Raw genomic sequence first — 26,340 nt, 5'->3', positions numbered from 1 at the left:
TCGCCCCGCCGCAGAACTTCGTCCGCCGTCGCGGAAAGGTATTTCTCGCGGTTCAATGCCTCTGCCAGGTTCTCCTTGGCCGCAGCGGCAGCCCAGAGGCGTTCGCGCACCTCACCGGCAACGGCGAGGCGGGTGGCGGCAATTTGGGCATCCAGATCCTGCGCATTGGCCTCGGCCTGCGCCTGCCGCGCGGTGACCTGACCCGGAAGCCATACCGGTGCGGAAAGTGACATCTCGCGCTCCCGGATGCCGGTACGATCAGTCCATCGGTCGCTTCGGTCTGAAAGTCCGACGGAGGGTGATCCGGCGATCCACGACCGGGCGGTCTCTCGCCCAGCCGCAATCTCATCACGTTTGGCCTCGAGGGTTCTGGCCTGTGGCCAGCGCTGCCACGCGGCGTCAATGGCAGCTTTCAGGCTGTCGGGCGCAGCCTGAGAGAACGCGGCCGGCGAGGCAATCGTCAACGCCACCGCGATCAATAAAAGATGACTCAATGAATGAGCACGCATGCAATCTCCATTCGGTTTCTGGTTGAAGAAGCCGAAGGCAAATGCACGCTGCGCAACGATGCGCAGCCGCTTAAAGCGGTTTATCGCAATGAAAAGTTCGGATATGCCCTCGGCGGATTAACCGAGGGAGCAGGGGGGACGTTGCAGGCGGTCCGGGTCAGGATTCGGAAGGAAATGCCTTGGCTCGTCTGCACGGGCCGTCGACGCGGAAATCGCCACCGGCAGCTTTGTGGTCGATGGCAGTGCTGCACAAGAATGGCCGGCCGCATGGTCGGCGAAATGCTTCATGGAATCGCCGGACTTGTCGTAATGGACCGAGCCGTGGGTGTCGTCGTGATGATGCGTGGCGCCGACGAGATGGTCGATTTCATGGGCAATGTCGAACGTTTTTGCAGGCGAACCCAAGCCGCTCTGCATGGCGATGCTATGCAGAGGAAGTAGCAGCATGAGTAGGATGCAAACGAGACGTCGCACGAGAATTAGCTCCGGTAATCGCATTAGATTATCACGGCCGGCCGATTTTTTCCCGGTTTCGAGCGGCAACTCTATTGCGCCGACGTTTCTCTTGACCTTCCCCGCATGGGAAGGTTTATGATGTCCACAATAAACGGTTGGAAATGGCCGCACCAGGTGGTTTCAATGAGCCGCATACTGAAGACGCTTTTGCTTTGGGTTGTCATGCTTGCACTTCCTTTACGGGGGATGGCAGCCATCGACACGTCTTGCGTACGCGTCTCTGAGCCAGCACCTGCCGTTGCTTCCGCTGCAACTGCTGATTCCCATGCTGGGCATTCGGCACACGCCAATGAACATGCGGATCATAGTGGCGGCAATTCTGCAAAGAATACTTCCACCGCCGACTGTGCTGACAACACGACCCACAAGGCAAGCACCTGCAGCGGAGGTGTTTGTCATATCGGCGCTGCCGCACCCCCATTAAGCATCAATCTTGCGACCCAGCTTGAACGTACTGAAGTCGCGCACAATCCTCCACCTGTATCGTTTGTCGGCACTGTCCCGGCAAGCCTCGAACGACCTCCTCGGCATCTTCTCGGGTAATTCACGCCTGTGCGCCAGCTACGGCTCGGTGCACTGAAACCCGTATCCCGCGCACTGTCTTGTCGCATCGATGAAGCGACTCGGCTCATCCACATGCGCGGGAGCCATAACTCAGCAACTCGCCTACCCGGCTGCATGCCGGCGGCGACTGCGCAAGATGCAAGGAAAGGAATCGTTATGAGAGCTATCCACACCACTTCTGCTACCGCTTTTACCCCGTTTGTCCTCGCCCTCGGACTTGTTGCGACAAACGCATCTGCCGGCCCGGGCCACGCTCACGGCGGCCACGAGACGACGTCGCAAGGGCAAGAGTTCGGCAAGCCCGGCGACACGAACAAAATCTCCCGTGTCGTCTCAGTCGACATGAACGACCTGATGCGCTTCGGTCCGTCTGACATTGCTGTCAAGCAGGGAGAAACGATCCGTTTTGTCGTTTCAAACAAAGGGAAGCTCGTACACGAAATGGTGCTTGGGACGATGGACGAACTCAAGGCTCATGGGGCATCGATGCAAATGACCCCCGATGCTGCACACGATGACCCGTCGGCTGCCCGGGTCGACCCAGGCCAGAAGAAGGCCCTGGTATGGCAGTTCACCAAGGTTGGCGACGTTTTCTACGCCTGCCTTATCCCCGGTCATTTCGAAGCGGGGATGGTTGGAAAAATCAAGGTCTTGAAGGGATAAATCATGAAATCGCAATTTCTGCTCCGCGCCGCAGTGGCGGCCCTGCTTGCCGGCCCCGTTCTTGGTCATGCCGCTGCACCTGTCATTGACGTCTACAAGAGTGCTTACTGTGGCTGCTGCGGCGACTGGATCAAGCATCTCGAAAGCAGCGGCTTCACAGTTAAAACGCACGTCGTCGCCAATCCGTCGGACTACCGTGAAAAGAACGGCATTCCGAACGACTTGGGCTCGTGTCACACCGGCGTGGTGGAAGGCTATGCGGTAGAAGGCCACGTTCCGGCCGCCGACATCAAGCGCCTGATTGCAGAGAAGCCCAAAGCCAAGGGATTGTCCGCGCCGGGTATGCCGATGGGCTCGCCTGGCATGGATGGACCGCGCAAAGACCCGTACGACGTCATTCTGGTCGAAGGCAACGGCCGGTCGCGCGTTTTTAGTCATCACAACTAACCAAGTGAAAGGAAGAAGATGAAAGCCACTGTCAGTTTGGCGCTCGCAGTCGCCGTTGGATTGTCGTTTGCGACGCAGGCAAACGCACAGCATGACCATGACGCGCACCATGGTGCGCCTGCTAGTGCTACGACGGCGCAGTCCGGCCCCATGTCCGAAGGTGTCGTGCAGAAGGTCGATAAGGCCGGCAAGAAAGTTACCATCAAACATGGCGATTTGAAGAATCTGGGCATGGGGCCAATGACGATGCCCTTTCAGGTGAAAGACCCGGTCATCCTCGAGAAAGTCGATGTGGGCGACAAGGTGAAGTTTGTAGCAGAGATGGCGGGCGGAAAGCTCGCGGTCTCCAAACTCGATGTGGTGAAGTAGCGGTCGAAGGCGGCCGGCGTTTTGGCGCACGGCCGCCCTTCGGATCCTCGAAGAAATGACGCATTGAACTAGGTGTATCCATTGCACAGGCATCGTTGCGCATGCGCCTTGACCTTCCCACGCTTGGAAGGTCTACAGTGAATCTAGGCTCATTAAAGGAGGAAATGCCATGTTTGCGATTCAAGTGGAAAAGATGTCGTGCGGCGGATGCGCTGCCCGGGTGACAAAAGCGATCCAGGCACAGGATGCGTCCGCGAAAGTAGATGTGGACTTACGTTCCAAGACTGTCCGTGTCGAAAGCAATCTCGACGCCGAAGCTCTGGTCCAGGCGGTAACGGCGGCCGGCTATCCGGCGAAGGTGTCCGTCGACGCGTAACAGGGAATAGACGGAATCCGGAAAACTTTGACTTGGGTCATTCTTATTTAGGGGGCGACTTCCTACCATGGCTCAAGGGGGAATGTAAAAACAGCAACTAGGCATTTTGAGCGGAATGAATCGCTCCACACAAGTCGGAGGTTACGATGGACGTGCATGACCACAATGACCGCAGACCACCTTTCGGGCGTAGCAAGTGGGTGCTCATCGGTTTCTTGGCAGTTGCCGCATTCTTCCTGTGGACCGAGCACAGGGCGCATGTGTTGGGGGCGCTTCCTTACCTGCTCGTACTTGCTTGCCCCTTGATGCACCTGTTCCACCATGGACATGGCGGTCACAGGCACCACCACCCGCAAGGAGAAAACCGGCGCAGTCCTGATCTCACCCGGGTTCAAAACCGTACTGGAGGCGAGTCATGAACGAATCATCTTCATATGGCCTGTGGTCGCTGGTGCTCCTCAATTCCCTGGTCTTCATCATCTTCGCGTTCAGCTTTACCAAGCCGAAGACAAAACGGGACTGGCGTTCCTTTGGCGCGTTCTCAGCCTTCATCGTCGCGTTGTTTACCGAGATGTACGGCTTTCCGCTAACCATCTACCTGCTGCTGCCGTGGCTTTCAAAGCACTTCCCCGGAATCGACTTCCTCTCGCATGACGCCGGGCACCTTCTGGAGATGATGTTCGGGTGGAAGACCAATCCCCATTTCGGGCCATTTCACCTGCTCAGCAACCTCTTCATCTTCGGAGGTTTCCTGATTCTGTCCTCCGCGTGGCGCGTACTCTACGACGCGCAGACACATCACCGCCTGGCAACCGGCGGAATCTATGAGCACATGCGGCATCCGCAATATGTCGCCTTTGTCCTCATCATGTTCGGCTTCTTGCTACAGTGGCCGACGATTGTGACATTGCTGATGTTCCCGATCCTCGTGCTTGTCTACGCTCGCCTTGCCAAGACCGAGGAGCGTGACATGGTTGCCGAGTTCGGCCAGGAGTACGAACAATACCGACGCAGGACTCCAGCGTTTATCCCGACGTTTGGCAGCAGAGGAGCGGGCGCCAGACCGTAATCAGGAGCAAGTCATGGACGACAGAAACCATCATGGACATCACGACCACCATGAGCACCATCATGGTCATGAAGCCGTCGCGGAATCAGCGGAGAAATCTTTCACCGATCCCGTATGCGGAATGAAGGTGACCGCCACGCCGGAAAAGACCATTGCGTACGAAGGCACCTCCTACCATTTTTGCAGCACGAACTGCATGGAGAAATTCAAGGGCGCGCCCAAGACTTATACAGCTTCGGTTGCGGCTGTATCAGCTCCGGTGGTGAGTGAGGGCGTTCATCATCACCATCACGAGCACCCGGAGCATCATGAGCATCATCACGATGATGTCTCTGCATCCGGTGCGCCGGATAAGCCCTTTACCGACCCGGTATGCGGCATGAAGGTGGCAGCCAGCCCGGAAAAGACCATTAACAATGAGGGCACGGATTACTACTTCTGCAGCAGCAAATGCATGGAGAAGTTCCGCGCCAACCCTGAGTCGTACGTCGCGCCGGCGTCGCCAGAGCCTGCAGCTGCAGCGCCTGAAGGCACCGTTTATACGTGTCCGATGCACCCGGAAATCCGCCAGCCGAAACCGGGCAATTGCCCGATATGCGGGATGGCGCTCGAGCCGGTGCTGCCTTCACTGGAAGAGGAAGAGAATCCGGAACTGGTCGATTTCAAGCGCCGGTTCTGGTGGACTCTGCCCCTGACGGTGGTTGTAACCGTGATGGCAATGTTCGGCCACAAGCTTGTTCCAGGCGGCATACCTGCCCAAAGCTGGGTGGAATTGGCCATCAGCACCCCAGTCGTCCTTTGGGCTGGATGGCCATTTTTTGTGCGAGGCGTCCAGTCGATCAAGAATCGCAGTCCGAACATGTGGACCCTGATCGGTACCGGCGTCTCGGCGGCATACGGCTACAGTGTCCTTGCAACGGTCGCCCCCCAATTATTTCCTTCCACTTTTGTGATGCACGGTCGCATCGGGGTGTACTTTGAAGCCGCAGCAGTCATCATTTCCCTGACGTTGCTCGGGCAAGTCATGGAACTGCGTGCCCGGTCGCAAACCAGTGCCGCAATCAAGTCGTTGCTCGGGCTTGCGCCGAAGACGGCAAGGCGCATCAAGAGCGACGGCAGCGAGGAAGACGTGCCGCTCACGCATGTCCACATTGGCGACACGCTGCGTGTGCGCCCCGGCGAGAAGGTGCCAGTCGACGGTATCGTGCTGGAAGGCGAAAGCGCACTGGACGAATCCATGCTGACAGGCGAACCGGTGCCCGTCACCAAGCGTCCAGGGGACAAGCTGATAGGCGCCACCATCAATGCCAGCGGCAGTTTGGTGATGCGTGCCGAAAAGGTCGGCTCCCAGACCATGCTTTCGCAAATCGTCCAGATGGTGGCCAACGCGCAGCGTTCGCGCGCGCCAATGCAACGCCTGGCGGACGTAGTTGCGGGCTATTTTGTGGTCGCGGTGGTCAGCATCGCGGTCCTGACACTGCTCGGGTGGGGGTTCTTCGGCCCGGAGCCCAGCTGGGTCTATGGCTTCGTCAATGCTGTCGCCGTGCTAATCATCGCGTGTCCCTGCGCGCTGGGTCTGGCAACACCTATGTCTATCATGGCAGCAACCGGCCGTGCCGCAACACAGGGCATCCTCTTCCGTGATGCCGCGGCCATCGAAGGCATGCGAAAGATCGACACGCTCATTGTCGATAAGACCGGCACTTTAACTGAAGGAAAACCGGCATTCGACCGTGCCGTAGCGGCGCCGGGCTTCTCAGTGCAGGACGTCCTGCAGCTTGCGGCCAGCATCGACCAGGGTAGCGAGCATCCGCTTGCACAAGCCATCGTCGAGGAAGCGCGCAAGCAAGGAGTCGCACTAGATAAACCCGAGGCATTCGAGTCCTCAAGTGGTATTGGCGTACGCGGTGTCGTCAAAGGACAGCGGATTGCACTTGGCAATACCGCTTTGATGAATCAGGAAAAGGTCGACTGGCGTGGACTGGTGGCTCAGGCTGAAAGCCTGCGAAACGAAGGCGCCAGCGTAATGTACCTCGCCGCCGACGGTAAGCTGGTCGGACTGCTTGCCGTATCCGACCCCGTGAAGAGCACGACACCGGAAGCATTAAAGACCCTAGCGGATGCCGGCCTGACAGTTGTAATGGCAACGGGTGACGGTGTCACCACCGCACGCTCTGTTGCCAAGCGTCTGGGCATCGCCGAGGTCCACGGCGAGGTCAAGCCGCAAGACAAGCTGAATCTGGTCGAGCGCCTCCAACAGCAGGGCAGAGTTGTGGCAATGGCCGGCGACGGCATCAACGACGCCCCCGCGCTGGCAAAATCCAATGTCGGCATTGCTATGGGAACCGGTACCGATGTCGCCATCAACAGCGCCCACGTAACGCTGGTCAAGGGCGACCTTCGCGCCATTGCCCGCGCACGGCAATTGTCCGAGGACACCGTACGTAACATGCGGCAAAACCTTGCCTTTGCGTTTGTATATAACGCGCTGGGCATTCCGCTGGCGGCCGGGCTGCTCTATCCATTCACCGGCCAGCTGCTGTCTCCCATGATTGCGGCGCTGGCGATGAGCCTGAGTTCCGTTTCCGTCATAACGAACGCATTGCGTCTGCGCGGCACGACTTCATCTCCCGGAACCGGGGGCGGAGTAGGGCCGAAGTCGCATGCCATGGAGTATGGGGTGACGGCAGCCGCACTGCTACTCGTTGTGTACTTCGGCGTGCTCACGCTGGTCTCGGGATGGGATTTCACCGTCGATCAGTTTTCACAGTTCTGGTACTTCATCGTGCCGCTCGCCGTAGGATTCGGTGTCCAGGTCGGGCTTTTTACACGCTTGCGGGCGCTGGTCAACACGTCCAAGAAGACTGGCGCGGTTGTCGCCACCTCTGGCACGACGTCCACCGCGGCGATGGTGTCCTGCTGCGCTCACTATCTGGCCAATATCGCTCCGATTATCGGCGCGACTGGCCTTGTTGCGTTCGCAGCGCAGTTCCAGCTCGAGCTATTCTGGGTGGGCTTACTGCTCAATATCGCCGGCGTAGCCTATGTCGGTAGCAAGGTCCTGCAAGCTTCGAAGGAGCATGAAAAATGTCTCGTATGATTCGCGCATTGGCACTGCTTGCCGCATTCGGTCTGTGGAGCGCCGTACTGACGGCCCAGCCTCTGAAGCCTCAAACAAGCGATAAAGACGCCGTCAAGGTAAAAGCGACACCGGTGAAGGTCACCGGGGAGATTTGGGAGATCGAAGTGGTCTTCGACACGCATTCGCAGGAGCTGAGTGACGACCTGTTGAATGCCGCGGTACTTGTCGCACCGGACGGTACGGCGGTAAAGCCGACTGCATGGAACGGTGACGGACCGTCTGGACACCATCGCAAGGGAGCGCTTCGCTTCAAGGCGCTCAATCCGCCGCCTGACGTATTAGAGCTGCGGATCGCACGCCCGAACGAGTCGCGGCCGAGAACGTTCAGGTGGCCTATGTCACGTCAATGAGCGCTCGTAGACCCAATGGATGCCACCACGCGTTACCGTACGCTTGATCCTTGGTTGGAAAAGAAACGCCGTGTGCGGATTCTTACCCGTGTAGTACCGAGGCTCCTCAATACGCATCTAGCCCCATTGCTTGGCTGGCGGCGGTTTCTCTTTTTTGTGGAAATGCTCCTGTCAGCGCCGCGATACCGGAAACAGTTTTCTCGTACGACGGATGACGCCGGGTTAGTGGAAGTGAAAGACACGTTTCTCCTCGTCGGGGTGCTGTACAACAAGCTGCGCGCCCGGTTCGGCGAAGACGCCGCGTTTAAGGCGGCATACCAGTTCCTCTTCGAGCTGGGCGACGCAGTGCAACGACGGGCTTATTTTTCACCCGAAGGAATGGCGCGCGACTGGGGCCGGTTTCATCAGGAGCACGAAGCGCAGATGGCAGAAGGATTTATCCGAAACAATGAAAATGACGGCGTCCTGCATTCGGAAAACCGGGTCTCGTTCCATATCACTCGCTGCCGCTTCTTCGAAGCGTTTCATGACATGGGCAATGCAGGCTTAACAGAGGCGTTCTGCCGGTCCGACGAAACGGTCTTTAACAGCTACTCTCCAGAGATGCACTTCCATAGGGGAAGCACCTTCCCGAATACCATTGCGCGTGGCGCAAACCAGTGCACGTTTATTTACGACCGCACGCGGTCCACGCGAGACTAGGGCAAGCCAGTGTGCCAGCGACATAGCAATAGGACATGCACGGCAACGGAGAAATTATGATGCCAGGACCATACGACGACAAGATCAAGCGGCTGGAGCTCCTTGGTGGAATCGGCGCCGGGGTCCTTGGCGCGGGGCTCGCGCTTCTCTTCGCAACGTACCTGCAGCAATTTGCCATACCCGCGCTCTTGCTGGGCGTCGTGTCGCATGGTTGGGCAATGTTCCAGAAAACCCGTTTGGAGCGGCAGGAAGGACTTTACCAGCCGGCTTGGGCTGATGCTGCAGAGAAGGCGTGTTGGCTGATGCTTGTGTCGCTTGTCCTATATGTCGGATACACGCTGTTTGTCTAGCTTCCGTTAGTGCGCAATATCCCTAGCGACAGGTGGATTGATCGACGGTCCGGCCGTGTCTCTTCGTGTGTCGCCACAACCAATGTGAAGTTTGACCTCAAGATGCCCTTTAGGGCTGCGCCATACTGGCCAAAGTTAACAAGAATGGCAAATGTTAACAACAAAGCGATGATGCCGTCCGCGGAGACTCGGTGAATTGGGGGTGATTCATTTCGCGTTGGTTTTGAGATAAGATTGGTTCAGCTACTCAAAGAAAGCTGACGTTTGACATGTGTTGATGGAGCAGGCGCTCCAGGATGCCCATTTTGTGAGAGGGTCACAAAATGAGGTGCCTGAATGAACACGAGACAAAGAGTGTCAAACGCGCTGCCAAGTAGCCTAAGAGATGCGCCTAAACTGCACAATCACCGTCAAGCCTTACCGCGTTATCGTGTAGGAACACTAGCGCGCCTTCGTTCCCCAGATCTCGATAACCGATTCGAGCGCATCAATTGGCTTCTCGCGTTCGGCGCGCCTCTTTGGCGCCGAGCCCTCGGGCACTACGTCAATACGCAGCCTCATCGCCTTCAGGCACATCAGGAGAAAAGCAGCACTGAAGTTTCCCCGGTTTATCCGGCGATTAATGGCTGGCGGGTCCATTTCGACACCCAGTATTCCCAAGTGCTCACTCAAGTCCCTGTATCCCCAACTAAGGGCTTGCATTTCCGTCTTCAAAATTCGCCGGGCCTCACCTCCCCAATCCATCTCCGCCTGATTTTCAGCTTTCGGGAAGCTCGATTGCGGCGGAGGGCGAAGTGGTCGACCAGTTTGTTTTTTTGCCATCGTAATTTCCTTGCCACGGAGGGCAATGAGTTTTCATTAGAGTCAATATTGTCACATATACGCGGTGCTTGCCTATACCTGAGCCCGACTAACATGGAGGCAAGAAATGCTTGAAGTACCTCAACGGCAGCGTCTACTCGACCGCCTCGGGCTCCCGCCAGCTGGACGCCGGCTGGTCCTTGACGCAGTGAAGTTCGCACCGGTTCGCCCGGTGAAGTCGAAAGGCGGCGGCAATGTAATTACGCCGTATCAAAGCCGTAAGATGCAGCGCACTGTCGAGACCGAAAGCCGCCACTTGGAATTTCCCACTGCGGTCGGATACGAGCACGACCCCGAAGTACTGGAGTATTACCCGCAACCCGGCCGCCTGAAGTTTGAATTTGTTGACTCCGATGGCGAAATTCACGAAATCGATCACACGCCAGACTTCCTTGTCATTACCGAGCGCGGCATCTGGTTTGAGGAGTGCAAGCACTGGCGCAAGTTGGAGGGGCTCGCGCGCCGCCAGCCTTGGCGGTACAACCTGGATCCTGACAACCAATGGCGCTCACCGGCTGTCGGGCAATGGCTCGCTGAACGCGGCATCGGGTACCGTATCCAAACCGACCGCGATATTTCGCAGCGTCGCGTCGAAAACATCCTGTTTTTGGAAGACTTTTTGGATCCCGGTGCACCGCCATGCCCAATTGACGTCGCAATCCGGGTACGTGACGCTTTGGCAAGCGATGCGACCCTGTATCTCGCTGAGCTTTATGAGAAAGCGGACTGCCGTCCTGATGATGTCTTCAAGCTCATCGCGGACGGCGAACTCATTGCCGAGATCGACGATGGAAAGCTTAACGAGCCAAACCGCTGCCGTGTCTTTCGTGATTCTGCTGTGCGGGCTTTCGAGCGTGCTCGCCGCCTTCCGGCTATGACTGCTTTAGCCGGAACAGTCGAAATCGCTGTCGGGACGCGCCTGACCTACGACCAACAGCCCTATACCATCGTGATGGTTGGAGGTTCCAAGGCGGTCCTTGAATCCGAGAGCGGTTCAAACGTGTCGGTCTCACTGGACACGTTGGCGAGCCTCGCGCAAAACCAAGACATTCGCATGGTCGGTGAAGGCTCCAAAAGCCAGGAAGCAATGCGTTTGTCCGATTTCAGCGAAAAACAACTGCGGGTGGCGTTAAATCGCATGGAACGTCTTGAGAAGGTCAAGAAGCCAAACCGCACCGAGCGTCGGTTGCGTAAGGTAGTCGAAATTGCGAAGTTGACCGGAACAGACGAACTTGTCGCACTCGTGCCGCGCTTGCGCGACCGCGGCAACCGGAATCCTCGGCTGAGCACCGACCAAGAGGATGCCATGGCAGAGATAATCCGCGAGGAATATCTGACAAGCCGTGCCCCCAACGCCAAGCACTGCTACCGCAAGCTCGTCGCGCTTTGCACTCAACGTGACATTAAAGCGCCGTCGTACCCAACGCTGATCGAACGCATCCGCTCATTGCCTCAGCAGGGTGCGGATCGCGCACGCCATGGAAATCGCCTGGCCTATCAGAACGCTGAGTTCGTCAACGTCCTCCATGTTGACACGCCGGTTCATGGCTCTCGTGCTTTTCAGTATATCCACATGGACCACACGCAGCTCGACATCGAGCTTGTCTCGTCAAAGACCGGCAAGGCGCTGGGCCGGCCGTGGCTGTCACTTGCAATTGACGCCTATACCCGCCGTATCGTTGGCCTCTATCTTTCATACGACCCGCCTTCTTATCGGTCCAACCTCATGCTCATGCGCGATATGGTTAAGCGCTACCGTCGTCTGCCCCAGTTTATCGTTGTCGATAACGGCGCGGATTTTCGCTCTGAGGACTTCAAGCGCTTTTGTGAGCTGATGCGCATCCATCTCCGCTACCGTCCGGCCGGCCAGCCGCGCCACGGTGCCGTGATGGAACGCATTTTCGGTCGTGCAAACACCGAGTATGTGCACAATCTCGCAGGCAATACGAAGGATCTTAAGAATGTGCGCCAGACGACAGGCAAGTTCCGTCCGTCACGCCTCGCGGAATGGTCTCTCGAAAATATGTACTACGGTCTCGAATACTGGGCATTTACGTATTACGACCAGGAAGTGCATTCCACTTTGGGGCTTAGCCCGCGCGAAGCATTTGAGCGCAGTGAAGCTTCATCCGGTGCTCGCTCGCATCGTATCGTGACGTTGACCGACGATTTTCTCGTTCTCACATGTCCGACTGTCGACCGCATGGGGCAGCGGGTGGTCGACCATCAGCGCGGCATCAAGGTTCATGCGAACTTCTTCTACTGGTGTCCAGAATTCCGCAACCCAAAATTGGACGGTAAGAAGGTGCCGGTGCGGTACGACCCTTGGAATGCCGCAACGGTTTACGTGCAAATCGAGAAGCGCTGGTTGCCAGCGCGCTGCAAGTCCCTTGCTGGCCTTGGACAGTTCACGGAAAAGGAGCGTGAGTTGCTCTCTGAAGAGATGCGTAACCGCCATCGCGTCAAGGTCAACGAGGCAGTGTCATCTCAGCGCCTGGCGGAGTTTATGCGCACGTTCACACCCAAGGGGGCAGCGCAACTTGCTATGGAGCGTCAACAAGAAAACCGCGAACTGTATGAGCACTCCGGTATTGGTGCGATTCCGGTGACTCCTGCAGCACCCTTGCTCAAGTACGACTTTGCGCAGCCCTTGAGGGTGAATCCGTGCAGTGCTGAACCTGAAGTTGTTGTTGCCGCCGATGTTGCGCCGGCTGTACGCCCGGCAACCGTCTCGCCACTGAACGTTTGGCCCGATGACACACCCGAATTCGAAAAATTTTGATACCCGAAATTGACCATGAATACCGAAATCAAATCCAACATTACGCAGTCGCGTGGCACTTCTTCCAAAGGCGGAGACCGTATCCGCCACCCCCGTATTGCGTCAGCCATCGCCGAGTGCCAGTTGATGCTGGAAGCAGGCGGAAGCGCAAACCTGATTTTGCTGTGCGGCCCGACCGGGGTCGGAAAAACGACACTCGGCGACTTCCTGGTGGAAGCCGAATTGAAAAATCAGGCGCCGCACATGGCGGCTAATCCCGGTTGTATTCCCGCCATCCGTGTTGAAGCGCCCGCTTCCGGCGAGAAGGAATACTCGTGGCGTTTGTTTTATCAGCGCATCCTCCACGCGCTGGAGGGGGACCTTGACGCTCCGCGCACGGATTACCGCGTCGACGCCATGACTGGAAAGGTTGTGCGTCCCGCGGGCTCTCAAAGCAATCGTCTGTCTGGCCTGCGCACGGCGGTGGAACGTTCGCTGCGTAACCGCGGCACTCGTTTCATTGTTGTGGATGAAGCGGCCCATATGATGCGTCCGTGTCATCCGTCCCGCCTTGAGCAACAACTGGACACGCTGAAGTCGCTTTCCAATGAATACGGGGTTCAGTGGATTCTGCTTGGCTCTTACGACCTTTTCGAGCTCGTCTCACTGAGTGGTCAGCTTGCGCGCCGTACGCATGTCATTCACTTCGGTCGCTACCGAGAGGATTCATCGGACGACGCACGTGCATTTCGCGGGTGCCTGAAGATCCTCGGTAAAGAGATGCCAGCTCTTGTGGAGGTGGACTTGCTGCGCTACCTCGAAGTATTCCATCAAAATACCTTGGGTTGTATCGGTACTTTGCGGACGGTCTTAAAGCGCCTTGATCTCTTGGTCACAAAGAATGGGTGGTCGGAGGAGACGCTTCGTACAGCATTACTTACTGAGGCTCAGGTGACCCAGATCATGCGCGAGATTATCGAAGGGGAGGAGCGCATCGCACCCGGGCTCCAACGCAATCTGCTCGTACATCCGTCCAACAATTCTAAGAAGGTAGCGTAATGAATATCCTCCACCCCCGCTCGACACTGCATGCTCTTTCCCCAATGGCAATTGGTACTCCGGAGGTCGAAAGCCTTACCAGCTATTTCTGTCGCTTGGCTTACTCCCACGGCATGACAGCACAAAAGCTTGCTGATTGGGTGCTGGACTATTTCGACAGCGCTGTATGCGAGCGTTACGGCTGGCACCAGCGCAGCTTTTCCAGCCAATCCATTGAAAGCGAGCAGTGGGCCGCGTGGCTGTCCGAGCTGACCGGCATCGAGGGGCTCGATCACCTCACATTGGCGCCCTGGCGTGATCTTGTTGGCATGCCTGGCCTTGCTCCCCGCTCGGATCGCTGGTGCCCGTGCTGTCTGGCAGATGACAAGGCAAAGGGGGCAGACCCGTACCTTCGCTTGAGCTGGGAGGTTGCGCCGGTGACTGTTTGCGTTCGTCATAAGGTCGAGTTGTGCTCGAAGTGCCCACATTGCGAGCAGACCAACGTCAGGAACAGGGCAGCAATTGTCGTACCGGGTTACTGTACTGCGTGCGGCGGATTTCTCGGCGATCCGTACACTAAGCCGGCGACCCCGGAGGCTTTGTGGGTCGCACGCCAGGTCGGATTAATGCTGCAAGCTCTGCCGAAAGTGACCGCAGAGGCGCGTACGCCGTTGTTGGAGACGGTGATCCAGCGTATGGCCGACGGACGTGCTGCAACGTTCGCCAAGCGTTACGGTTTCTCGAAGAGCGGCGTTTGGCATTGGGTGAACAAGGGCGGTCTTCCCAGCTTAAAGGCCTGGCTTACGATTGCGCTTCACGGCGGCATCAGCCTCGAACGCCTGTTCGCCGGCGATATTGACGATTGGATTGTCCCGCTTGAACCGACTCAAATGGCTTTGCCGCTGCCGGCGTCGCCTCGCGCCGGCATCCGTTCGGTTACGCTTGACTGGGACGCTATTCGTGCGAGTCTTCAGGCAATGGTGCTGGCACCTGAGCCCGTCGCGTTGCACGAAGCATGTGTGCAGCTTGGCGTCAGCCGGAAGCAACTGTATCTGCGCGCAAACGGCGAAGCTCGCGCTCTAGCTGACCGCTATCGTCGCCACAAAGCCCACGCCACAACGAAGCGCGAAGAGACGGTGCGTATGCACATTGGGGAGGTTCTCGACGAGCGCCTCTCAGCTGGGTACGATGGACTCAGTGCGCGCGACCTCTGGGTGGCTGGCGTTAACGAGGGCGCTCCATCCGTGCCGAACATCTTCTCGCACATCAAAGCAGTGATCGAAAGCAGGCGCAGCTGAAAAAGTTAGGCAAAAGAAAAACGGGACCGTTGGGTCCCGTTTTTTTTTCGCTCAATTTTCTGCCAGTCCACGAAATCTCACGTTGTTTTAACGGGAAAACTTATCAGCGTATCATGCGGGAACCCATAAAACATAATGTGGCCATACGGGGAATAAAGCATTACTTAGCCGTTTGGCCACTTTATGCTTAATGACACAGGTATTGCAGGATGGATATCGAGAAGTGGTGGAGCGGAGGAGGATCGAACTCCCGACCTTCGCATTGCGAACGCGACGCTCTCCCAGCTGAGCTACCGCCCCATGTCAACCGATTGTATTGGGTCGTTCAGGGGGATGCAAGTGCCCGCCATCAAGGGAATGCAATTCCGGCGGGGCGGGGGAAGTCCGGCCGTCCGGATGAGAGCTGTCTTCAAAAAACATCCCCAAGTGGTTGAATCTATTGACGGAAATTCGATTGCCCTACTATAGTGACGCCATGATTTCCGATATTCATCATCTTTCCGAAAAAATCGTCAAGCTGGCCGAGCTGGCGCAGTCGCTGCGCCGCGAAAACGCCGACTTGCGGTTGACGCTGGCCTCGCTCACCGCGGAAAACGCGGACCTGGCCAAGCGCATCGAGGAAGCTTACACCCGCGTGTCCGCGTTGCTCGACAAGATTCCGGCGGCTGACGAACAGGATGAGGAGGCCGCATGATCCAGCTCGACGTGACCATCATGGGCCAGGCATACCGCCTCGCCTGCAAGGAAGGTGAAGAAGAAACGCTGAAGCAGGCGGTGCAATACCTTGACGACCGCATGTGCAACATCCGCGACGCGGGCAAGGTGAAGGGCACAGACCGCATCGCCGTGATGGCCGCCCTCGGCATCGCTGCCGAGCTGCTTGCATCGAAGTCCGCGGAAGGCCCCTTCGCCGGCATGACACTCGCTGAAGTCAATCAGAAAATTGCAGCGATGCATACGGTGCTCGATGCCGCCCTCGCGCCTCAGGAAAACCTTTTCTGAATCAACAAAAACAATCGGAAATTTTCCGCAAAGCCTTTGACATACAGGACGAATGGCGATACTCTAAAACCTCCTGCCGTGTTCGCGATTGCCATATATTCCTTGAACCATTTATGAGCATAGGTCGCGGGATTTTGTTCGATGGGCGAGCTTCGTCGCTAGTCCGATGAACCCGAAATTGAACTAACTGTGACCACCTTGAACCGTAAGGTTCGGGATGCCGGCAAAGACGGCACAGGCGGGACTGAATAAGAGAAGCGGCTGCATTCGTGCAGCCGCTTTTTTATGCGCGCGAAGTTCGCATGCGTTGGCACTTACTCGGGACAGCGATGCAATACTGGTTGATGAAATCGGAACCGGACGAAGTCAGCATAGACGACGCGCTTGCCGCACACGGCAGCACGGTCGCTTGGTTTGGCGTGCGCAATTACCAGGCACGCAATTTCATGCGCGACGCGATGCGCGTCGGCGACGGCGTGCTGTTCTATCACTCGAGTTGCGATGAACCGGGTATCGCCGGCATCGCGGAAGTGGCGAGCACGCCTTATCCCGACGACACGCAGTTCGACTCCAAGAGCGCGTACTACGATCCCAAGGCCACACGCGAGAATCCGCGCTGGGTGCTGGTCGATGTGCGGGCGACGCAGAAGACGCGGCTGATGACGCTGCCCGAGCTGCGTTCCATTCCCGAACTGGCCGACATGCAGATCCTCCGCAAGGGCAACCGCCTTTCCATCACGCCGGTCACGCCTGCCGAGTGGCGGTGTATCATGCGGCACATCAATAAATAAGCGACGGACACACCTCGATGGACATTACCCTGATCGCGGGGCTGCTGGCGCTGGGCGCGGCGGTCGGATTTGCCGCGGGCCTGCTCGGCATCGGCGGCGGCATGCTGCTCGTCCCCTTCATGACCATGATCCTCACGGCGAAGCACTTCCCGAAAGAGCACATCGTCCACATGGCGATCGCCACCTCGCTGGGGACGATCATGTTCACCTCGATTTCTTCGGTACGCGCTCATCATGCGCGCGGTGCGGTGCGCTGGGATATCGTGAAGCTGCTGGCGCCCGGCATCCTGATCGGCTCGTGGATCGGCCCCTGGATCGGCGCGCAGATGAACTCGTCGGCCCTCGCGATGGCATTTGCGGTGTTCGTCAGCTTCTCGGCGGTGCAAATGCTGCTCGACAAGAAGCCCTCGGCGTCGCGCGACCTGCCCGGTACGCCCGGCATGTTCGCAGCGGGAGGCGGGATCGGTACGCTCGCCGGCCTGGTTGGTGCGGGTGGCGGCTTCGTGTCGGTGCCCTTCATGACCTGGTGTAATGTGAAGATCCACAATGCCGTGGCGACCAGCGCGGCACTCGGTTTTCCGATTGCGCTGGCGGGGACGCTGTCCAACATCTATCACGGCATGCATGAACCCGGCCTGCCTTCCGGCTCGCTCGGATTCATCTATCTGCCGGCCCTGCTGGTGATCTCGCTGACGAGCGTCATGACCGCGCCGCTCGGTGCGAAAACGGCACACAACCTGCCGGTGAAATCGCTCAAGAAGGTGTTCGCCCTCGTGCTCTTCGCCCTGGCAGGCTACATGCTGTTCAAGGCCTTCGCTTAACCATCCTTGTACTGGTCGCGCAGCACGTTCTTCTGCACCTTGCCCATCGTGTTGCGCGGCAGTTCCGGCACGAAGAACACGCGCTTGGGCACCTTGAAGTTGGCGATCTTCGACTTCAGCGAGCCGATCACCTGCGACTCCGACAGCGTCACGCCCGGTTTTGACACGACAACCGCAGTGACCGCCTCGCCGAAGTCCGGGTGCGGCACGCCGACCACCGCCGATTCCGCCACACCGTCCATCTCGTCGATGAAGGATTCGATCTCCTTCGGATACACGTTGTAGCCGCCGGAAATGATCAGGTCCTTGCTGCGGCCGACAATGGACAGGTAGCCGTTGTCGTCGAACTTGCCGACATCGCCGGTCTTGAAGTAGCCGTCGGCCGTGAATTCTTCCGCCGTCTTTTCCGGCATGCGCCAGTAACCCTTGAACACATTCGGTCCCTTGACCTGGATGTCGCCCACTTCGCCGCTGCCACACGCTGCGCAGTCGCCCTTGACGACGCGCACCGATACACCGGGCAGCGGCAGTCCGACCGTACCGCCGACGCGATCGCCTTCGTAGGGGTTCGATACCAGCATGGTGGTCTCGCTCATGCCGTAACGCTCCAGGATGGTATGCCCGGTGCGGCGCGCAAACTCGTTGAAGGTTTCGGTCAGCAGCGGGGCCGAGCCCGAAACGAAGAGGCGCATGTTGTTGCACACTTCTTTGCCAAAGGAGTCTTCGGCCAGCAGGCGGACATAGTAAGTCGGCACGCCCATGAACACCGTGGCACGCGGCATGTGATGCATGACTTCAGCAGCATCGAACTTCGGCAGGAAAATCATCTTGCTGCCATTGAGCAGCGCGCCATGCGACGCCACGAACAGGCCGTGCACATGGAACAGCGGCAGCGCATGCAGCAGCACATCACCCGGTTGCCAGCGCCAGTAATCCTGCAGCACCTTCGCATTCGATGCCAGGTTGTCGTGCGTGAGCATCGCGCCCTTGCTGCGACCGGTCGTGCCGGAGGTGTACAGGATGGCGGCGAGGTCGTCGGGTTGTTTTGTCACCGTGTCAAAACTGTTGGACTGCAGCGCCGCGCGATTGAGCAGCGAACCCTGACGGTCTTCGCCGAGCGTGAATACATGCTTCGTGCCGCACTTGAAGGCGATCTGCGAAACCCATCCGAAATTCTGCGGCGAGCAGACGACGACCGCCGGTTCGGCGTTCTCGACGAAGTACTCGATCTCGGCGGCGCGATAGGCAGTGTTAAGCGGAAGGTAGACGTAGCCGGCGCGTATCGTCGCGAGGTAAAGCATCAGTGCTTCGGGCGACTTCTCCACTTGTACGGCGATGCGCGCGTCCTTTGGCAGGCCCAGCCCCGCGAGCAGGTTGGCGAGCTTGGCGGTGGCGCGATCGAGGTCGTTCCAGGAGTAGTACAGGCCGTCGTGGGTTTCGATGCAGCAGGCATTGCGGTCTGCGGGAAAGCGGGATTCGAATAGTGCGTAGAGGTTGGCGTTCATGGGATTGATCAGTGGCCTTTGAAATCGGGCGTCCGCTTGTCGAGGAAGGCGCGCACGCCTTCCCTGTAGTCGTCGGAATGGAAGAAGGAAAAGGCCTCGCGCAATTCCTCGGCGGTCATTGGCGGCACCGGTGGCGACAGGCGGCGTGCGAGCTGCTTGTTCATGCGGGCGGCGAGCGGGGCTCCCTGGGCGATGCGTTCCGCGGTATTGCGCGCGTCCGCATGCACATCGTCGACGATACGGTGCAGGATACCTTTCTCTTTCGCTTCCTTCGCGCCGAACACGCGCCCCTCCAGCAAGATCTCGAGCGTGACCGCCTTGCCGACCAGTTGCAGCAATCCCTGCATTTCGCCCGGCGCCAGCGGAAAGCCAAGGCGGTTGATCGGGATGCCAAAGCGGGCGTCAGGCGAGGCGATACGCAAGTCGCAGCAGGAAGCGATTTCCAGTCCGCCGCCGACACATACGCCATCGATGGCGGCAATGGTGGGATGCAGGCAGCCGGAGATCGCTTCGAGCGCATGCGCGATGCTTTTCGTGTGGTAGTCGAAACCCTGTTCGTAGTTGCTGCGCACCGAGGAAAATTCTTCGATGTCGGCGCCGGCCGCGAAATTGCCGCCGTCGCCGGTCATGATGACGCAGCGCAGGGAGTCATCCGCCGACAACTGGCGGAAGGTGTCGGCCAGCCCGTGCCACATCGAGATGTCGATGGCATTGAGCTTGCCGGGATTCGAGAGGGTGACGACGGCGATGACGCCGTCGCGTTCAAGGCGGATTTTTTGCATGCTGTTCAGTCGAGCTTCACGCCCGCTTCATCGACTATTTGCCTCTGGCGTGCGATTTCAAGGTTGCCCACTCTGACGGCTCTTTTTCAGCTTGTATGCTATCAGCAATAAAACAAGGCCGAGGGCGATCATCGGCAGGGACAGCATCTGTCCTGCCGAGATGTTAATGCCCCCAAGGGAAACGACGTAATCCGGCGTGCGGAAGTATTCGGTAAAGAAACGGGCGCAGCCATAACCGAGCGCAAACACCCCGCTCACCGCCATCATCGGCCGCGGCTTGCGCGCAAACAGCCAGAGCACGATGAACAGCAGCACGCCGTCCACCAGCGCCTGGTAGAAGGGCGAGGGATGGCGCGGCAGGTTGTCCACGTTCGGCCAGATCATGGCCCAAGGCAGGGAAGGATCGGCGACACGGCCGGGCAGTTCCGCATTGATGAAATTACCGATACGGCCCGCCGCATAACCGAGCGGCACGAGCGGCGCGATGAAGTCCATGACGTCCCAGAACGCCCGTTTCTTCTTGCGTGCCCAGAGCGCCATCCCGACCATCACGCCGAGGAATCCGCCGTGGAAGGACATGCCGCCTTTCCACACTGCGGCAATCTCGAGGGGATGCGAGAAGTAATAGCCCGGGTTGTAGAACAGGACTTCGCCCAGTCGTCCGCCGATCACGACGCCGAGCACGCCATAGAACAGCATATCGTCGAGGTCCTCCGCCTTCCAGCCGGCGGCGCCGATATGCGGCTGACGTATGCGCATCCGGCCGAGGATCAGGAACTGCACGAAGGCGACCAGGTACATCAGCCCGTACCAGTGCACGGACAGCGGACCGATCGAAAAGGCGATCGGATCGGGAAGGGGGTGGACGAGCATCTATCGTTTCTTTCGCAATAGTTCGAGGAAGGTGTGCAGCACGGGGGAGGCATTATCACGGCGCCATGCCAGGCCGGTTTCGAAGACCGCAGTCTTTTCCACCAGCGGCCGGTATTCCACGCCCGGCCGCTTCAGGTTCGACACGGATTGTGGCACAAGCGCAATGCCCATGCCGGCCGACACGAGGCCAACGATAGTCTGCATCTGGATGGCTTCCTGGCCGATGCGTGGCGTCAACCCGGCGTCGCGGAAACAGCCAACGATGGCGTCGTGGAAGGCCGGCGAAATGCGGCGTGGGAAGATGATGAGGGGCAGGTCGGCCACTGCCTTGAGGGACACGGCATTCCTGCCGCGCAGGCCCTTCAAGCCCTGCGGCGCCGCGAGGATCAGCGGTTCGGACAGGACCGTGAGGTAATCGAGTTCGGCACGCGCCTTGTCATGCAGCGGCGGAATCAGCAGGCCGGCGTCGATGCGGCCCTGCATCAGGTCTTCCAGTTGTATGTCGGTGGTTGCCTCGCGCAGGTCGATCTGGACTTGCGGATAGCGTTCGCGGAATTCCCGCAGCAGCGGCGGCAGCACGCTGTAGTCGGCGGTGGAGACGAAGGACAGCGACAACAGCCCGGATTCGCCGGATGCCGCACGGCGGGCGAGGTCGGGCAGGGCGGTCGCCTGCTGCAGGATGCGGCGCGCCTCGGGCAGCAGGGCAATGCCGGCCGGGGTCAGCATCACGCTGCGCTTGGTGCGGGCGAAGAGCGGTGTGCCGAGCGCGGCTTCGAGGGACTGGATGGTTTGCGACAGCGGCGGCTGCGTCATGTGAAGGCGCGCGGCGGCGCGGCCGAAGTGTCTTTCTTCTGCCACCGCCACGAAGTAACGCAATTGCCGCAGCTCAATATTCATATGCAATTCGACTTAATAGACAAGGAATCATATATTTGACACGCAGCAAAGGGCAAGGGACACTAGCCGTCTTTCCCCGGTTTCATCGCAAGCCGGCCAGCCTGAACAGATCATCGGAGACCGAATATGCCGCAATACCGCTCCCATACCACCACCCACGGCCGCAACATGGCCGGCGCCCGCGCCCTGTGGCGCGCGACCGGCATGAAGGACGGCGATTTCGGCAAACCGATTATCGCCGTGGTCAACTCCTTCACCCAGTTCGTGCCGGGCCACGTGCATCTGAAGGACCTGGGCCAGATGGTGGCGCGCGAGATCGAAGCAGCCGGCGGTGTCGCCAAGGAATTCAACACTATTGCGGTCGACGACGGCATCGCGATGGGTCACGGCGGCATGCTCTATTCGCTGCCCTCGCGCGAACTGATCGCCGACTCGGTCGAGTACATGGTTAACGCGCACTGCGCCGACGCCATGGTCTGCATCTCCAACTGCGACAAGATCACCCCCGGCATGCTGATGGCCGCCATGCGCCTCAACATACCGGCTGTGTTCGTTTCCGGCGGCCCGATGGAAGCCGGCAAGGTGATCGAGGCGCTGCATGGCGCCCAGGAAGGCAAGCAGAAGATCATCAAGGTCGACCTGATCGACGCGATGATCCAGGCGGGCGACCCGAAGGTCTCCGACGAGCAGGTCGCCAACATCGAGCGTTCCGCCTGCCCGACCTGCGGTTCCTGCTCCGGCATGTTCACCGCCAATTCCATGAATTGCCTGACCGAAGCACTTGGCCTGTCCCTGCCGGGTAACGGCACCGTCGTCGCGACGCACGCCGACCGCAAGCAACTATTCCTGCGCGCCGGCAGCCTGGTCGTTGAACTGGCCAAGCGCTATTACGAGAAGGACGATGCTTCCGTCCTGCCGCGCAACATTGCCACCAAGGCTGCATTCGAAAATGCGATGGCGCTCGACGTTTCCATGGGTGGTTCGACCAATACCGTGCTGCACCTGCTGGCGGCGGCGCAGGAAGCCGGCGTGGACTTCACCATGGCCGACATCGACCGCATCTCGCGCAAGGTTCCCTGCCTGTGCAAGGTGGCGCCCGCGACCCAGGACTACCACATTGAAGACGTGCACCGCGCCGGCGGCATCGTCGGCATCCTTGGCGAACTCGATCGCGCCGGCCTGCTCGATACCAGCGTGTCGACTGTGCACAGCAAGACCATGGCGGAATCGATCGCCAATAATGACATCATGGTGAACAAGGACGACGCGGTGCGCCAACGCTTCCTGGCCGCGCCGGGCGGCGTGCCGACGCAGCAGGCTTTCTCGCAGGACAAACGTTTCGACAAGCTCGATGACGACCGTGCACACGGCTGCATCCGCGACAAGGCGCACGCGTATTCCAAGGATGGCGGCCTGGCTGTCCTGTACGGCAACATCGCCGAGAAGGGTTGCATCGTGAAGACCGCGGGCGTGGACGAGAGCATCCTCAAGTTCACCGGCAGGGCGCGCGTGTTCGAGAGTCAGGACGCCGCCGTTGACGGCATCCTCGGCGATGTAGTGAAAGAGGGCGACGTCGTCATCATCCGCTACGAAGGCCCGAAGGGTGGCCCCGGCATGCAGGAAATGCTGTATCCGACTTCGTACATCAAGTCCAAGGGCTTGGGCAAGGCATGCGCGCTGTTCACCGACGGACGCTTCTCCGGCGGTTCTTCAGGCCTGGTGATCGGCCACGCCTCACCCGAAGCGGCGGAAGGCGGCGCGATCGGCCTGGTCAACGACGGCGACACCATCGAAATCGATATTCCGGAACGCCGCATTCACCTGAAGGTAAGCGACGATGAGCTGACCCAGCGTCGTGCCGCAATGGATGCGCGCGGCGACAAGGCGTGGAAGCCGGAGAACCGCGTGCGCGTGGTGTCGCAGGCGCTGCAGGCCTATGCGGCACTGGCGACTTCGGCTGACCGTGGCGCAGTCCGCGACCTGTCGCAGCTGAAGCGATAAGGGAATCTAAAGGGAACACGAACGGGGCAGCGCAGGCTGCCCCGTTTGTTTTCAGGCGGGGTTACTTCTTGAAGGTCTTCGACACCCGCTCCTTGCGGGCGCGTTCAAGTTGCTCGTCAGCCTTGCGCTTGTCGAGGCCAAACAGTCGTTCCCCGAATTCAAACCATACGAAGGCAACGGCGAACAGTCCGATGATCCACCACCATGACAGGTCGGCCACTGGGCCAACCTCGAAATAGCGGAGCGCGGACAGTAATACAATGGCAATAATCAGCGGCATGAAATCCCTCTCTTTCTTTGAGGATATTGCTAAAGATTGTAACGGTCAATCCGCAGGGTCAACCAGTTTGACGTATAGTGCGTTTCGGGGTGGTAAGCGCCACATCCGCAATATGACGACGTGGTTTTTTTTCACTTGGAGAGAGAGTAATGAAACGTTCTTTTCTGGTTTTCGCTGTAGCTGCTTTGGCTTCCGGTGCCGCAATGGCAAACGCCGACCTGGCCAAGGCCAAGAACTGCCTGGCTTGCCATGCAGTCGCCAACAAGGTAGTCGGACCCGCCTTCAAGGATGTCGCTGCCAAGTATGCCGGCCAGAAGGATGCTGAAGACAAGCTGGTCCAGAAGGTCCTGAAGGGCAGCAGTGGTACCTGGGGTGCAGTGCCGATGCCTGCAAACGCGCAGGTTACCGAGGCGGAAGCGCATACCCTGGTGAAGTGGGTCCTGTCGCAGAAATAATCTGCACGGCCTGCCAGAACGAAAGCGCTCCTTGTGAGCGCTTTTTTGTTGCCTGCAATTTGTTGCGAGTATTGCTTGCCGCTATCGCCCAATAAAAAACCCCGGCACCTGGCCGGGGTTTTTCATGACGGTGTGAATTACTTCGTCACAGCCAGTTGCTGGCGCTGGCCACCCTTGTAGGTGTACAGGGTCAGCGTGCCTTCCTTGATGTCGCCCTTGGCATCGAAGGAGATGTTGCCGGTCACGCCCTTGTAGTTGATCTTCGCCAGTTCCGGCAGGTACTTCGCCGGCTCGGCCGAGTTAGCCTTCTTCATGGCTTCGACCATGACCATCACGGCGTCATAGACGTACGGTGCATAGATCTGCACGTCGGCGTTGAACTTCTTCTTGAACGCGGCGCGGAATTCTTCCATGCCCTTCTTCTGGGCTTCTTCCACACCGCCTGCTTCGGCGCACACTACCTGGCCGTCGCCCATCGCGTCGCCTGCCAGCTTGGCCAGCTGCTCGGAGCAGATGCCGTCGCCGCCCATGAACTTGGCGTTGATGCCCAGCGCCTTCATCTGGCGCAGCATCGGGCCGGCAACAGCGTCCATGCCGCCGAAGAACACGGTGTCCGGATTCTTGGACTTGATGGCGGTCAGAATTGCGTTGAAGTCGGTGGCCTTGTCGTTGGTGTACTGCTGCGCCACGATCTCGGCGCCGCCGCCCTTGGACTTGACGCCCTTGATGAATTCTTCAGCCACGCCCTGGCCGTAAGCGGTGCGGTCGTCGATGACAGCGATGCGCTTGGCCTTGTTGATCTGCACCGCGTAACGGCCCAGCGTACCGCCCAGCTGGCCGTCGTTGGCCACCACGCGGAAGGCGGTCTTGAAGCCTTGCTGCGTGTACTTGGGGTTGGTCGCGGACGGGGAAATCTGCGGGATGCCGGCGTCGTGATAGATCTTCGATGCCGGGATGGTGGTACCGGAGTTGAGGTGGCCGATCACGCCGTTGACCTTGGCATCGACCAGCTTCTGTGCAGCTGCAGTACCTTGCTTCGGATCGGCGCCATCGTCTTCGGCCAGCAGTTCGAACTTGACCTTCTTGCCGCCGATGGTCACGCCCTTGGCATTGAGTTCGTCGATCGCCATGCGGGCACCGTTTTCATTGTCCTTGCCCAGGTGTGCAATGGCGCCGGAGATCGGGCCGACGTGGCCGATCTTGACGACCTGTTCCTGTGCCGATGCAGCACCTGCGAATGCAAATGCGATTGCGCCAGCCAACGGAATCATTTTTGTAGTGAACTGCATAAAATATCCTCCTAAGGATTGATAAGTCACAAGGTTGCTGCAAGACTCACTTTTTTTCTACTCGTCTTCACCGTAATGAGAAGAGCCGTAGCTTATTGGCCCGAGGCAGTTCTTTCAGATAGAAAACGCCGCCTCGTGACATACTTGTTACCATTCAGATTTCTGAACAGGCAGACGGTACAACAGAAAAAACGGTTCGAAAAGAGTTTTTCTGCGGTTTTTTGCAATATTCATCAATTTTTATATGCCTAAATTTCTTGCACTGGACAAGGTCGATCGCAAGCTCCTGAACCTGCTTCAGAAGGACAACCAGATACCGACCCGCACGCTGGCCGAGAAAGTGCATATCTCCCAGCCCACCTGCCTGCGCCGCATACGTGACCTGCGCGAAGCCGGTGTCATCAGCGCGGATGTTGCCCTGGTCGATCCCTTTGCGCTGGGTTACGGCATGCTTGCCTTCCTCGAAGTCTCGCTCATCAACCAGTCGGACGAGCACATGCAGGAGTTCGAGGCGCGCATGGCGAAAGAGACCGAGGTCATGCAGTGCTACTTCGTGTCCGGCGAATACGATTACTTCCTCGTGGTGCATGTCATTGATATGGATGCCTACTACCAGTTCGTGCGCAAGG

General features: G+C 58.7%; 28 protein-coding genes, 1 tRNA gene, 1 other RNA gene and 2 pseudogenes. 23 read left to right on the top strand and 9 right to left on the bottom strand.

The genetic code is table 11. The annotated features are described in order from the left end of the window. A pseudogene (locus tag AYR66_RS29720) lies at window positions 1-509 on the bottom strand (TolC family protein); the annotation flags it as partial. Between AYR66_RS29720 and AYR66_RS28515 the strand changes: the two are divergent. The 12 genes and pseudogenes from AYR66_RS28515 to AYR66_RS22990 all read left to right on the top strand — a co-directional run bounded on the left by AYR66_RS28515 (window position 498) and on the right by AYR66_RS22990 (window position 9,057). Then, window positions 498-950, top strand: a complete 453-nt coding sequence (locus AYR66_RS28515; RefSeq protein WP_141104126.1) for a hypothetical protein — start codon at window positions 498-500, stop codon at window positions 948-950. The pseudogene AYR66_RS29720 and the gene AYR66_RS28515 overlap by 12 nt on opposite strands. Window positions 951-1,470: 520 nt before the next feature. Then, the gene (locus AYR66_RS30465) at window positions 1,471-1,605 is read left to right on the top strand and encodes a hypothetical protein (RefSeq protein WP_272938357.1); all 135 of its coding nucleotides are present in this window, start codon (window positions 1,471-1,473) and stop codon (window positions 1,603-1,605) included. A gap of 140 nt (window positions 1,606-1,745) precedes the next feature. Beyond that, window positions 1,746-2,252, top strand: a complete 507-nt coding sequence (locus AYR66_RS23035) for a cupredoxin domain-containing protein (RefSeq protein WP_088709451.1) — start codon at window positions 1,746-1,748, stop codon at window positions 2,250-2,252. 3 nt (window positions 2,253-2,255) lie between these two features. Then, window positions 2,256-2,699 (top strand): DUF411 domain-containing protein, encoded by a 444-nt coding sequence (locus AYR66_RS23030; RefSeq protein ID WP_088709450.1) that lies wholly within the window; start codon window positions 2,256-2,258, stop codon window positions 2,697-2,699. Between the two features lie 18 nt (window positions 2,700-2,717). After that, on the top strand, window positions 2,718-3,068 hold the full coding sequence (locus AYR66_RS23025) for a copper-binding protein (protein ID WP_088709449.1): 351 nt from the start codon (window positions 2,718-2,720) through the stop codon (window positions 3,066-3,068). A gap of 169 nt (window positions 3,069-3,237) precedes the next feature. Then, the gene (locus AYR66_RS23020; protein WP_088709448.1) at window positions 3,238-3,444 is read left to right on the top strand and encodes a heavy-metal-associated domain-containing protein; all 207 of its coding nucleotides are present in this window, start codon (window positions 3,238-3,240) and stop codon (window positions 3,442-3,444) included. A gap of 146 nt (window positions 3,445-3,590) precedes the next feature. After that, window positions 3,591-3,863 carry a DUF2933 domain-containing protein gene (locus AYR66_RS23015; protein ID WP_088709447.1) on the top strand — a complete coding sequence of 91 codons (273 nt, stop codon included), beginning with the start codon at window positions 3,591-3,593 and terminating at the stop codon, window positions 3,861-3,863. Beyond that, window positions 3,860-4,513, top strand: coding sequence for a methyltransferase family protein (locus AYR66_RS23010; RefSeq protein WP_088709446.1), 654 nt, complete (start codon window positions 3,860-3,862; stop codon window positions 4,511-4,513). Before AYR66_RS23015 ends, AYR66_RS23010 begins: the two co-directional genes overlap by 4 nt. A gap of 13 nt (window positions 4,514-4,526) precedes the next feature. Continuing rightward, window positions 4,527-7,127, top strand: a pseudogene (locus tag AYR66_RS23005) (heavy metal translocating P-type ATPase); the annotation flags it as partial. Between the two features lie 473 nt (window positions 7,128-7,600). Then, on the top strand, window positions 7,601-8,005 hold the full coding sequence (locus AYR66_RS23000) for a hypothetical protein (protein ID WP_141104125.1): 405 nt from the start codon (window positions 7,601-7,603) through the stop codon (window positions 8,003-8,005). A gap of 15 nt (window positions 8,006-8,020) precedes the next feature. After that, window positions 8,021-8,707, top strand: a complete 687-nt coding sequence (locus AYR66_RS22995) for an L-2-amino-thiazoline-4-carboxylic acid hydrolase (RefSeq protein WP_088709444.1) — start codon at window positions 8,021-8,023, stop codon at window positions 8,705-8,707. A 35-nt stretch (window positions 8,708-8,742) separates the two neighbouring features. Beyond that, window positions 8,743-9,057, top strand: a complete 315-nt coding sequence (locus AYR66_RS22990) for a hypothetical protein (protein WP_141104124.1) — start codon at window positions 8,743-8,745, stop codon at window positions 9,055-9,057. A 441-nt stretch (window positions 9,058-9,498) separates the two neighbouring features. Here the strand turns inward: AYR66_RS22990 and AYR66_RS22985 are convergent, their stop codons facing one another. After that, window positions 9,499-9,879, bottom strand: a complete 381-nt coding sequence (locus AYR66_RS22985) for a DUF6471 domain-containing protein (RefSeq protein ID WP_141104123.1) — start codon at window positions 9,877-9,879, stop codon at window positions 9,499-9,501. Between the two features lie 106 nt (window positions 9,880-9,985). Between AYR66_RS22985 and AYR66_RS22980 the strand changes: the two genes are divergently transcribed. From AYR66_RS22980 to AYR66_RS22970, 3 genes are read left to right on the top strand one after another with little or no spacing between them, the layout of a single operon-like run. Then, a complete protein-coding gene (locus tag AYR66_RS22980) occupies window positions 9,986-12,700 on the top strand; it encodes a Mu transposase C-terminal domain-containing protein (RefSeq protein WP_088709441.1) in 2,715 nt (904 codons plus the stop codon). A gap of 15 nt (window positions 12,701-12,715) precedes the next feature. Then, on the top strand, window positions 12,716-13,738 hold the full coding sequence (locus AYR66_RS22975) for an ATP-binding protein (protein ID WP_088709440.1): 1,023 nt from the start codon (window positions 12,716-12,718) through the stop codon (window positions 13,736-13,738). Beyond that, window positions 13,738-15,015: a TniQ family protein gene (locus tag AYR66_RS22970; RefSeq protein WP_088709439.1), complete on the top strand. Its 1,278-nt coding sequence runs from the start codon at window positions 13,738-13,740 to the stop codon at window positions 15,013-15,015. Before AYR66_RS22975 ends, AYR66_RS22970 begins: the two co-directional genes overlap by 1 nt. 224 nt (window positions 15,016-15,239) lie before the next feature. On the opposite strand, the gene AYR66_RS22965 is transcribed toward AYR66_RS22970, so the two are convergent. Further along, window positions 15,240-15,315, bottom strand: a tRNA-Ala gene (locus AYR66_RS22965). 154 nt (window positions 15,316-15,469) lie between these two features. Between AYR66_RS22965 and AYR66_RS22960 the strand changes: the two genes are divergently transcribed. The 5 genes from AYR66_RS22960 to AYR66_RS22940 all read left to right on the top strand — a co-directional run bounded on the left by AYR66_RS22960 (window position 15,470) and on the right by AYR66_RS22940 (window position 17,629). Next, window positions 15,470-15,709: a DUF904 domain-containing protein gene (locus AYR66_RS22960; RefSeq protein WP_337367438.1), complete on the top strand. Its 240-nt coding sequence runs from the start codon at window positions 15,470-15,472 to the stop codon at window positions 15,707-15,709. Further along, complete coding sequence (locus AYR66_RS22955) at window positions 15,706-16,017, top strand: cell division protein ZapA (protein WP_088709437.1); 312 nt, start codon at window positions 15,706-15,708, stop codon at window positions 16,015-16,017. The genes AYR66_RS22960 and AYR66_RS22955 overlap by 4 nt, the downstream gene beginning before the upstream one ends. 67 nt (window positions 16,018-16,084) lie before the next feature. Further along, window positions 16,085-16,266: non-coding RNA, 6S RNA (gene ssrS / locus AYR66_RS22950), on the top strand. Between the two features lie 95 nt (window positions 16,267-16,361). After that, window positions 16,362-16,808, top strand: a complete 447-nt coding sequence (locus AYR66_RS22945; RefSeq protein WP_170942246.1) for an EVE domain-containing protein — start codon at window positions 16,362-16,364, stop codon at window positions 16,806-16,808. A gap of 17 nt (window positions 16,809-16,825) precedes the next feature. Then, complete coding sequence (locus tag AYR66_RS22940) at window positions 16,826-17,629, top strand: sulfite exporter TauE/SafE family protein (protein ID WP_088709436.1); 804 nt, start codon at window positions 16,826-16,828, stop codon at window positions 17,627-17,629. On the opposite strand, the gene AYR66_RS22935 is transcribed toward AYR66_RS22940, so the two are convergent. From AYR66_RS22935 to AYR66_RS22920, 4 genes are read right to left on the bottom strand one after another with little or no spacing between them, the layout of a single operon-like run. Next, window positions 17,626-19,134 (bottom strand): malonate--CoA ligase, encoded by a 1,509-nt coding sequence (locus AYR66_RS22935; protein WP_088709435.1) that lies wholly within the window; start codon window positions 19,132-19,134, stop codon window positions 17,626-17,628. The genes AYR66_RS22940 and AYR66_RS22935 overlap by 4 nt on opposite strands. 8 nt (window positions 19,135-19,142) lie before the next feature. Continuing rightward, on the bottom strand, window positions 19,143-19,916 hold the full coding sequence (locus AYR66_RS22930) for an enoyl-CoA hydratase/isomerase family protein (RefSeq protein ID WP_088709434.1): 774 nt from the start codon (window positions 19,914-19,916) through the stop codon (window positions 19,143-19,145). Between the two features lie 57 nt (window positions 19,917-19,973). Beyond that, a complete protein-coding gene (gene lgt / locus AYR66_RS22925) occupies window positions 19,974-20,789 on the bottom strand; it encodes a prolipoprotein diacylglyceryl transferase (protein WP_088709433.1) in 816 nt (271 codons plus the stop codon). Beyond that, window positions 20,790-21,686 (bottom strand): LysR family transcriptional regulator, encoded by an 897-nt coding sequence (locus tag AYR66_RS22920; RefSeq protein WP_088709432.1) that lies wholly within the window; start codon window positions 21,684-21,686, stop codon window positions 20,790-20,792. It lies immediately after the preceding gene. Window positions 21,687-21,812: 126 nt separating this feature from the next. On the opposite strand from AYR66_RS22920, the gene ilvD reads away from it, so the two are divergent. Beyond that, window positions 21,813-23,687: a dihydroxy-acid dehydratase gene (gene ilvD, locus AYR66_RS22915; RefSeq protein WP_088709431.1), complete on the top strand. Its 1,875-nt coding sequence runs from the start codon at window positions 21,813-21,815 to the stop codon at window positions 23,685-23,687. A gap of 61 nt (window positions 23,688-23,748) precedes the next feature. On the opposite strand, the gene AYR66_RS22910 is transcribed toward ilvD, so the two are convergent. After that, window positions 23,749-23,967 carry a TIGR04438 family Trp-rich protein gene (locus AYR66_RS22910; protein WP_088709430.1) on the bottom strand — a complete coding sequence of 73 codons (219 nt, stop codon included), beginning with the start codon at window positions 23,965-23,967 and terminating at the stop codon, window positions 23,749-23,751. A gap of 149 nt (window positions 23,968-24,116) precedes the next feature. Here AYR66_RS22910 and AYR66_RS22905 point away from each other — a divergent pair, with 149 nt between their 5' ends. After that, entirely contained in the window at window positions 24,117-24,422 is a 306-nt protein-coding gene (locus AYR66_RS22905) for a c-type cytochrome (RefSeq protein ID WP_088709429.1), read from the top strand. 137 nt (window positions 24,423-24,559) lie between these two features. Here the strand turns inward: AYR66_RS22905 and AYR66_RS22900 are convergent, their stop codons facing one another. Beyond that, on the bottom strand, window positions 24,560-25,711 hold the full coding sequence (locus AYR66_RS22900; protein WP_088709428.1) for a branched-chain amino acid ABC transporter substrate-binding protein: 1,152 nt from the start codon (window positions 25,709-25,711) through the stop codon (window positions 24,560-24,562). A 244-nt stretch (window positions 25,712-25,955) separates the two neighbouring features. Between AYR66_RS22900 and AYR66_RS22895 the strand changes: the two genes are divergently transcribed. Then, the coding region (locus AYR66_RS22895) for an Lrp/AsnC family transcriptional regulator (RefSeq protein ID WP_141104295.1) at window positions 25,956-26,340 on the top strand (385 nt) is incomplete at its 3' end.

Origin of the sequence: Noviherbaspirillum denitrificans (genome assembly GCF_002211445.1) — a bacterium.
GTDB classification, from domain to species: domain Bacteria; phylum Pseudomonadota; class Gammaproteobacteria; order Burkholderiales; family Burkholderiaceae_D; genus Noviherbaspirillum; species Noviherbaspirillum denitrificans.
Note: the sequence above shows the minus strand (reverse complement) of the source record. Positions and strands in the feature narration are given on the sequence as shown.

What these genes read in the sequence shown, in the direction of transcription:
- AYR66_RS28515 (WP_141104126.1), top strand. Translation starts at nt 498, where the DNA reads ATGAGCACGCATGCAATCTCCATTCGGTTTCTGGTTGAAGAAGCCGAA.
- AYR66_RS23035 (WP_088709451.1), top strand. Translation starts at nt 1,746, where the DNA reads ATGAGAGCTATCCACACCACTTCTGCTACCGCTTTTACCCCGTTTGTC.
- AYR66_RS23030 (WP_088709450.1), top strand. Translation starts at nt 2,256, where the DNA reads ATGAAATCGCAATTTCTGCTCCGCGCCGCAGTGGCGGCCCTGCTTGCC.
- AYR66_RS23025 (WP_088709449.1), top strand. Translation starts at nt 2,718, where the DNA reads ATGAAAGCCACTGTCAGTTTGGCGCTCGCAGTCGCCGTTGGATTGTCG.
- AYR66_RS23020 (WP_088709448.1), top strand. Translation starts at nt 3,238, where the DNA reads ATGTTTGCGATTCAAGTGGAAAAGATGTCGTGCGGCGGATGCGCTGCC.
- AYR66_RS23015 (WP_088709447.1), top strand. Translation starts at nt 3,591, where the DNA reads ATGGACGTGCATGACCACAATGACCGCAGACCACCTTTCGGGCGTAGC.
- AYR66_RS23010 (WP_088709446.1), top strand. Translation starts at nt 3,860, where the DNA reads ATGAACGAATCATCTTCATATGGCCTGTGGTCGCTGGTGCTCCTCAAT.
- AYR66_RS23000 (WP_141104125.1), top strand. Translation starts at nt 7,601, where the DNA reads ATGTCTCGTATGATTCGCGCATTGGCACTGCTTGCCGCATTCGGTCTG.
- AYR66_RS22995 (WP_088709444.1), top strand. Translation starts at nt 8,021, where the DNA reads ATGGATGCCACCACGCGTTACCGTACGCTTGATCCTTGGTTGGAAAAG.
- AYR66_RS22990 (WP_141104124.1), top strand. Translation starts at nt 8,743, where the DNA reads ATGCACGGCAACGGAGAAATTATGATGCCAGGACCATACGACGACAAG.
- AYR66_RS22985 (WP_141104123.1), bottom strand. Translation starts at nt 9,879, where the DNA reads ATGGCAAAAAAACAAACTGGTCGACCACTTCGCCCTCCGCCGCAATCG.
- AYR66_RS22980 (WP_088709441.1), top strand. Translation starts at nt 9,986, where the DNA reads ATGCTTGAAGTACCTCAACGGCAGCGTCTACTCGACCGCCTCGGGCTC.
- AYR66_RS22975 (WP_088709440.1), top strand. Translation starts at nt 12,716, where the DNA reads ATGAATACCGAAATCAAATCCAACATTACGCAGTCGCGTGGCACTTCT.
- AYR66_RS22970 (WP_088709439.1), top strand. Translation starts at nt 13,738, where the DNA reads ATGAATATCCTCCACCCCCGCTCGACACTGCATGCTCTTTCCCCAATG.
- AYR66_RS22955 (WP_088709437.1), top strand. Translation starts at nt 15,706, where the DNA reads ATGATCCAGCTCGACGTGACCATCATGGGCCAGGCATACCGCCTCGCC.
- AYR66_RS22945 (WP_170942246.1), top strand. Translation starts at nt 16,362, where the DNA reads ATGAAATCGGAACCGGACGAAGTCAGCATAGACGACGCGCTTGCCGCA.
- AYR66_RS22940 (WP_088709436.1), top strand. Translation starts at nt 16,826, where the DNA reads ATGGACATTACCCTGATCGCGGGGCTGCTGGCGCTGGGCGCGGCGGTC.
- AYR66_RS22935 (WP_088709435.1), bottom strand. Translation starts at nt 19,134, where the DNA reads ATGAACGCCAACCTCTACGCACTATTCGAATCCCGCTTTCCCGCAGAC.
- AYR66_RS22930 (WP_088709434.1), bottom strand. Translation starts at nt 19,916, where the DNA reads ATGCAAAAAATCCGCCTTGAACGCGACGGCGTCATCGCCGTCGTCACC.
- lgt (WP_088709433.1), bottom strand. Translation starts at nt 20,789, where the DNA reads ATGCTCGTCCACCCCCTTCCCGATCCGATCGCCTTTTCGATCGGTCCG.
- AYR66_RS22920 (WP_088709432.1), bottom strand. Translation starts at nt 21,686, where the DNA reads ATGAATATTGAGCTGCGGCAATTGCGTTACTTCGTGGCGGTGGCAGAA.
- ilvD (WP_088709431.1), top strand. Translation starts at nt 21,813, where the DNA reads ATGCCGCAATACCGCTCCCATACCACCACCCACGGCCGCAACATGGCC.
- AYR66_RS22910 (WP_088709430.1), bottom strand. Translation starts at nt 23,967, where the DNA reads ATGCCGCTGATTATTGCCATTGTATTACTGTCCGCGCTCCGCTATTTC.
- AYR66_RS22905 (WP_088709429.1), top strand. Translation starts at nt 24,117, where the DNA reads ATGAAACGTTCTTTTCTGGTTTTCGCTGTAGCTGCTTTGGCTTCCGGT.
- AYR66_RS22900 (WP_088709428.1), bottom strand. Translation starts at nt 25,711, where the DNA reads ATGCAGTTCACTACAAAAATGATTCCGTTGGCTGGCGCAATCGCATTT.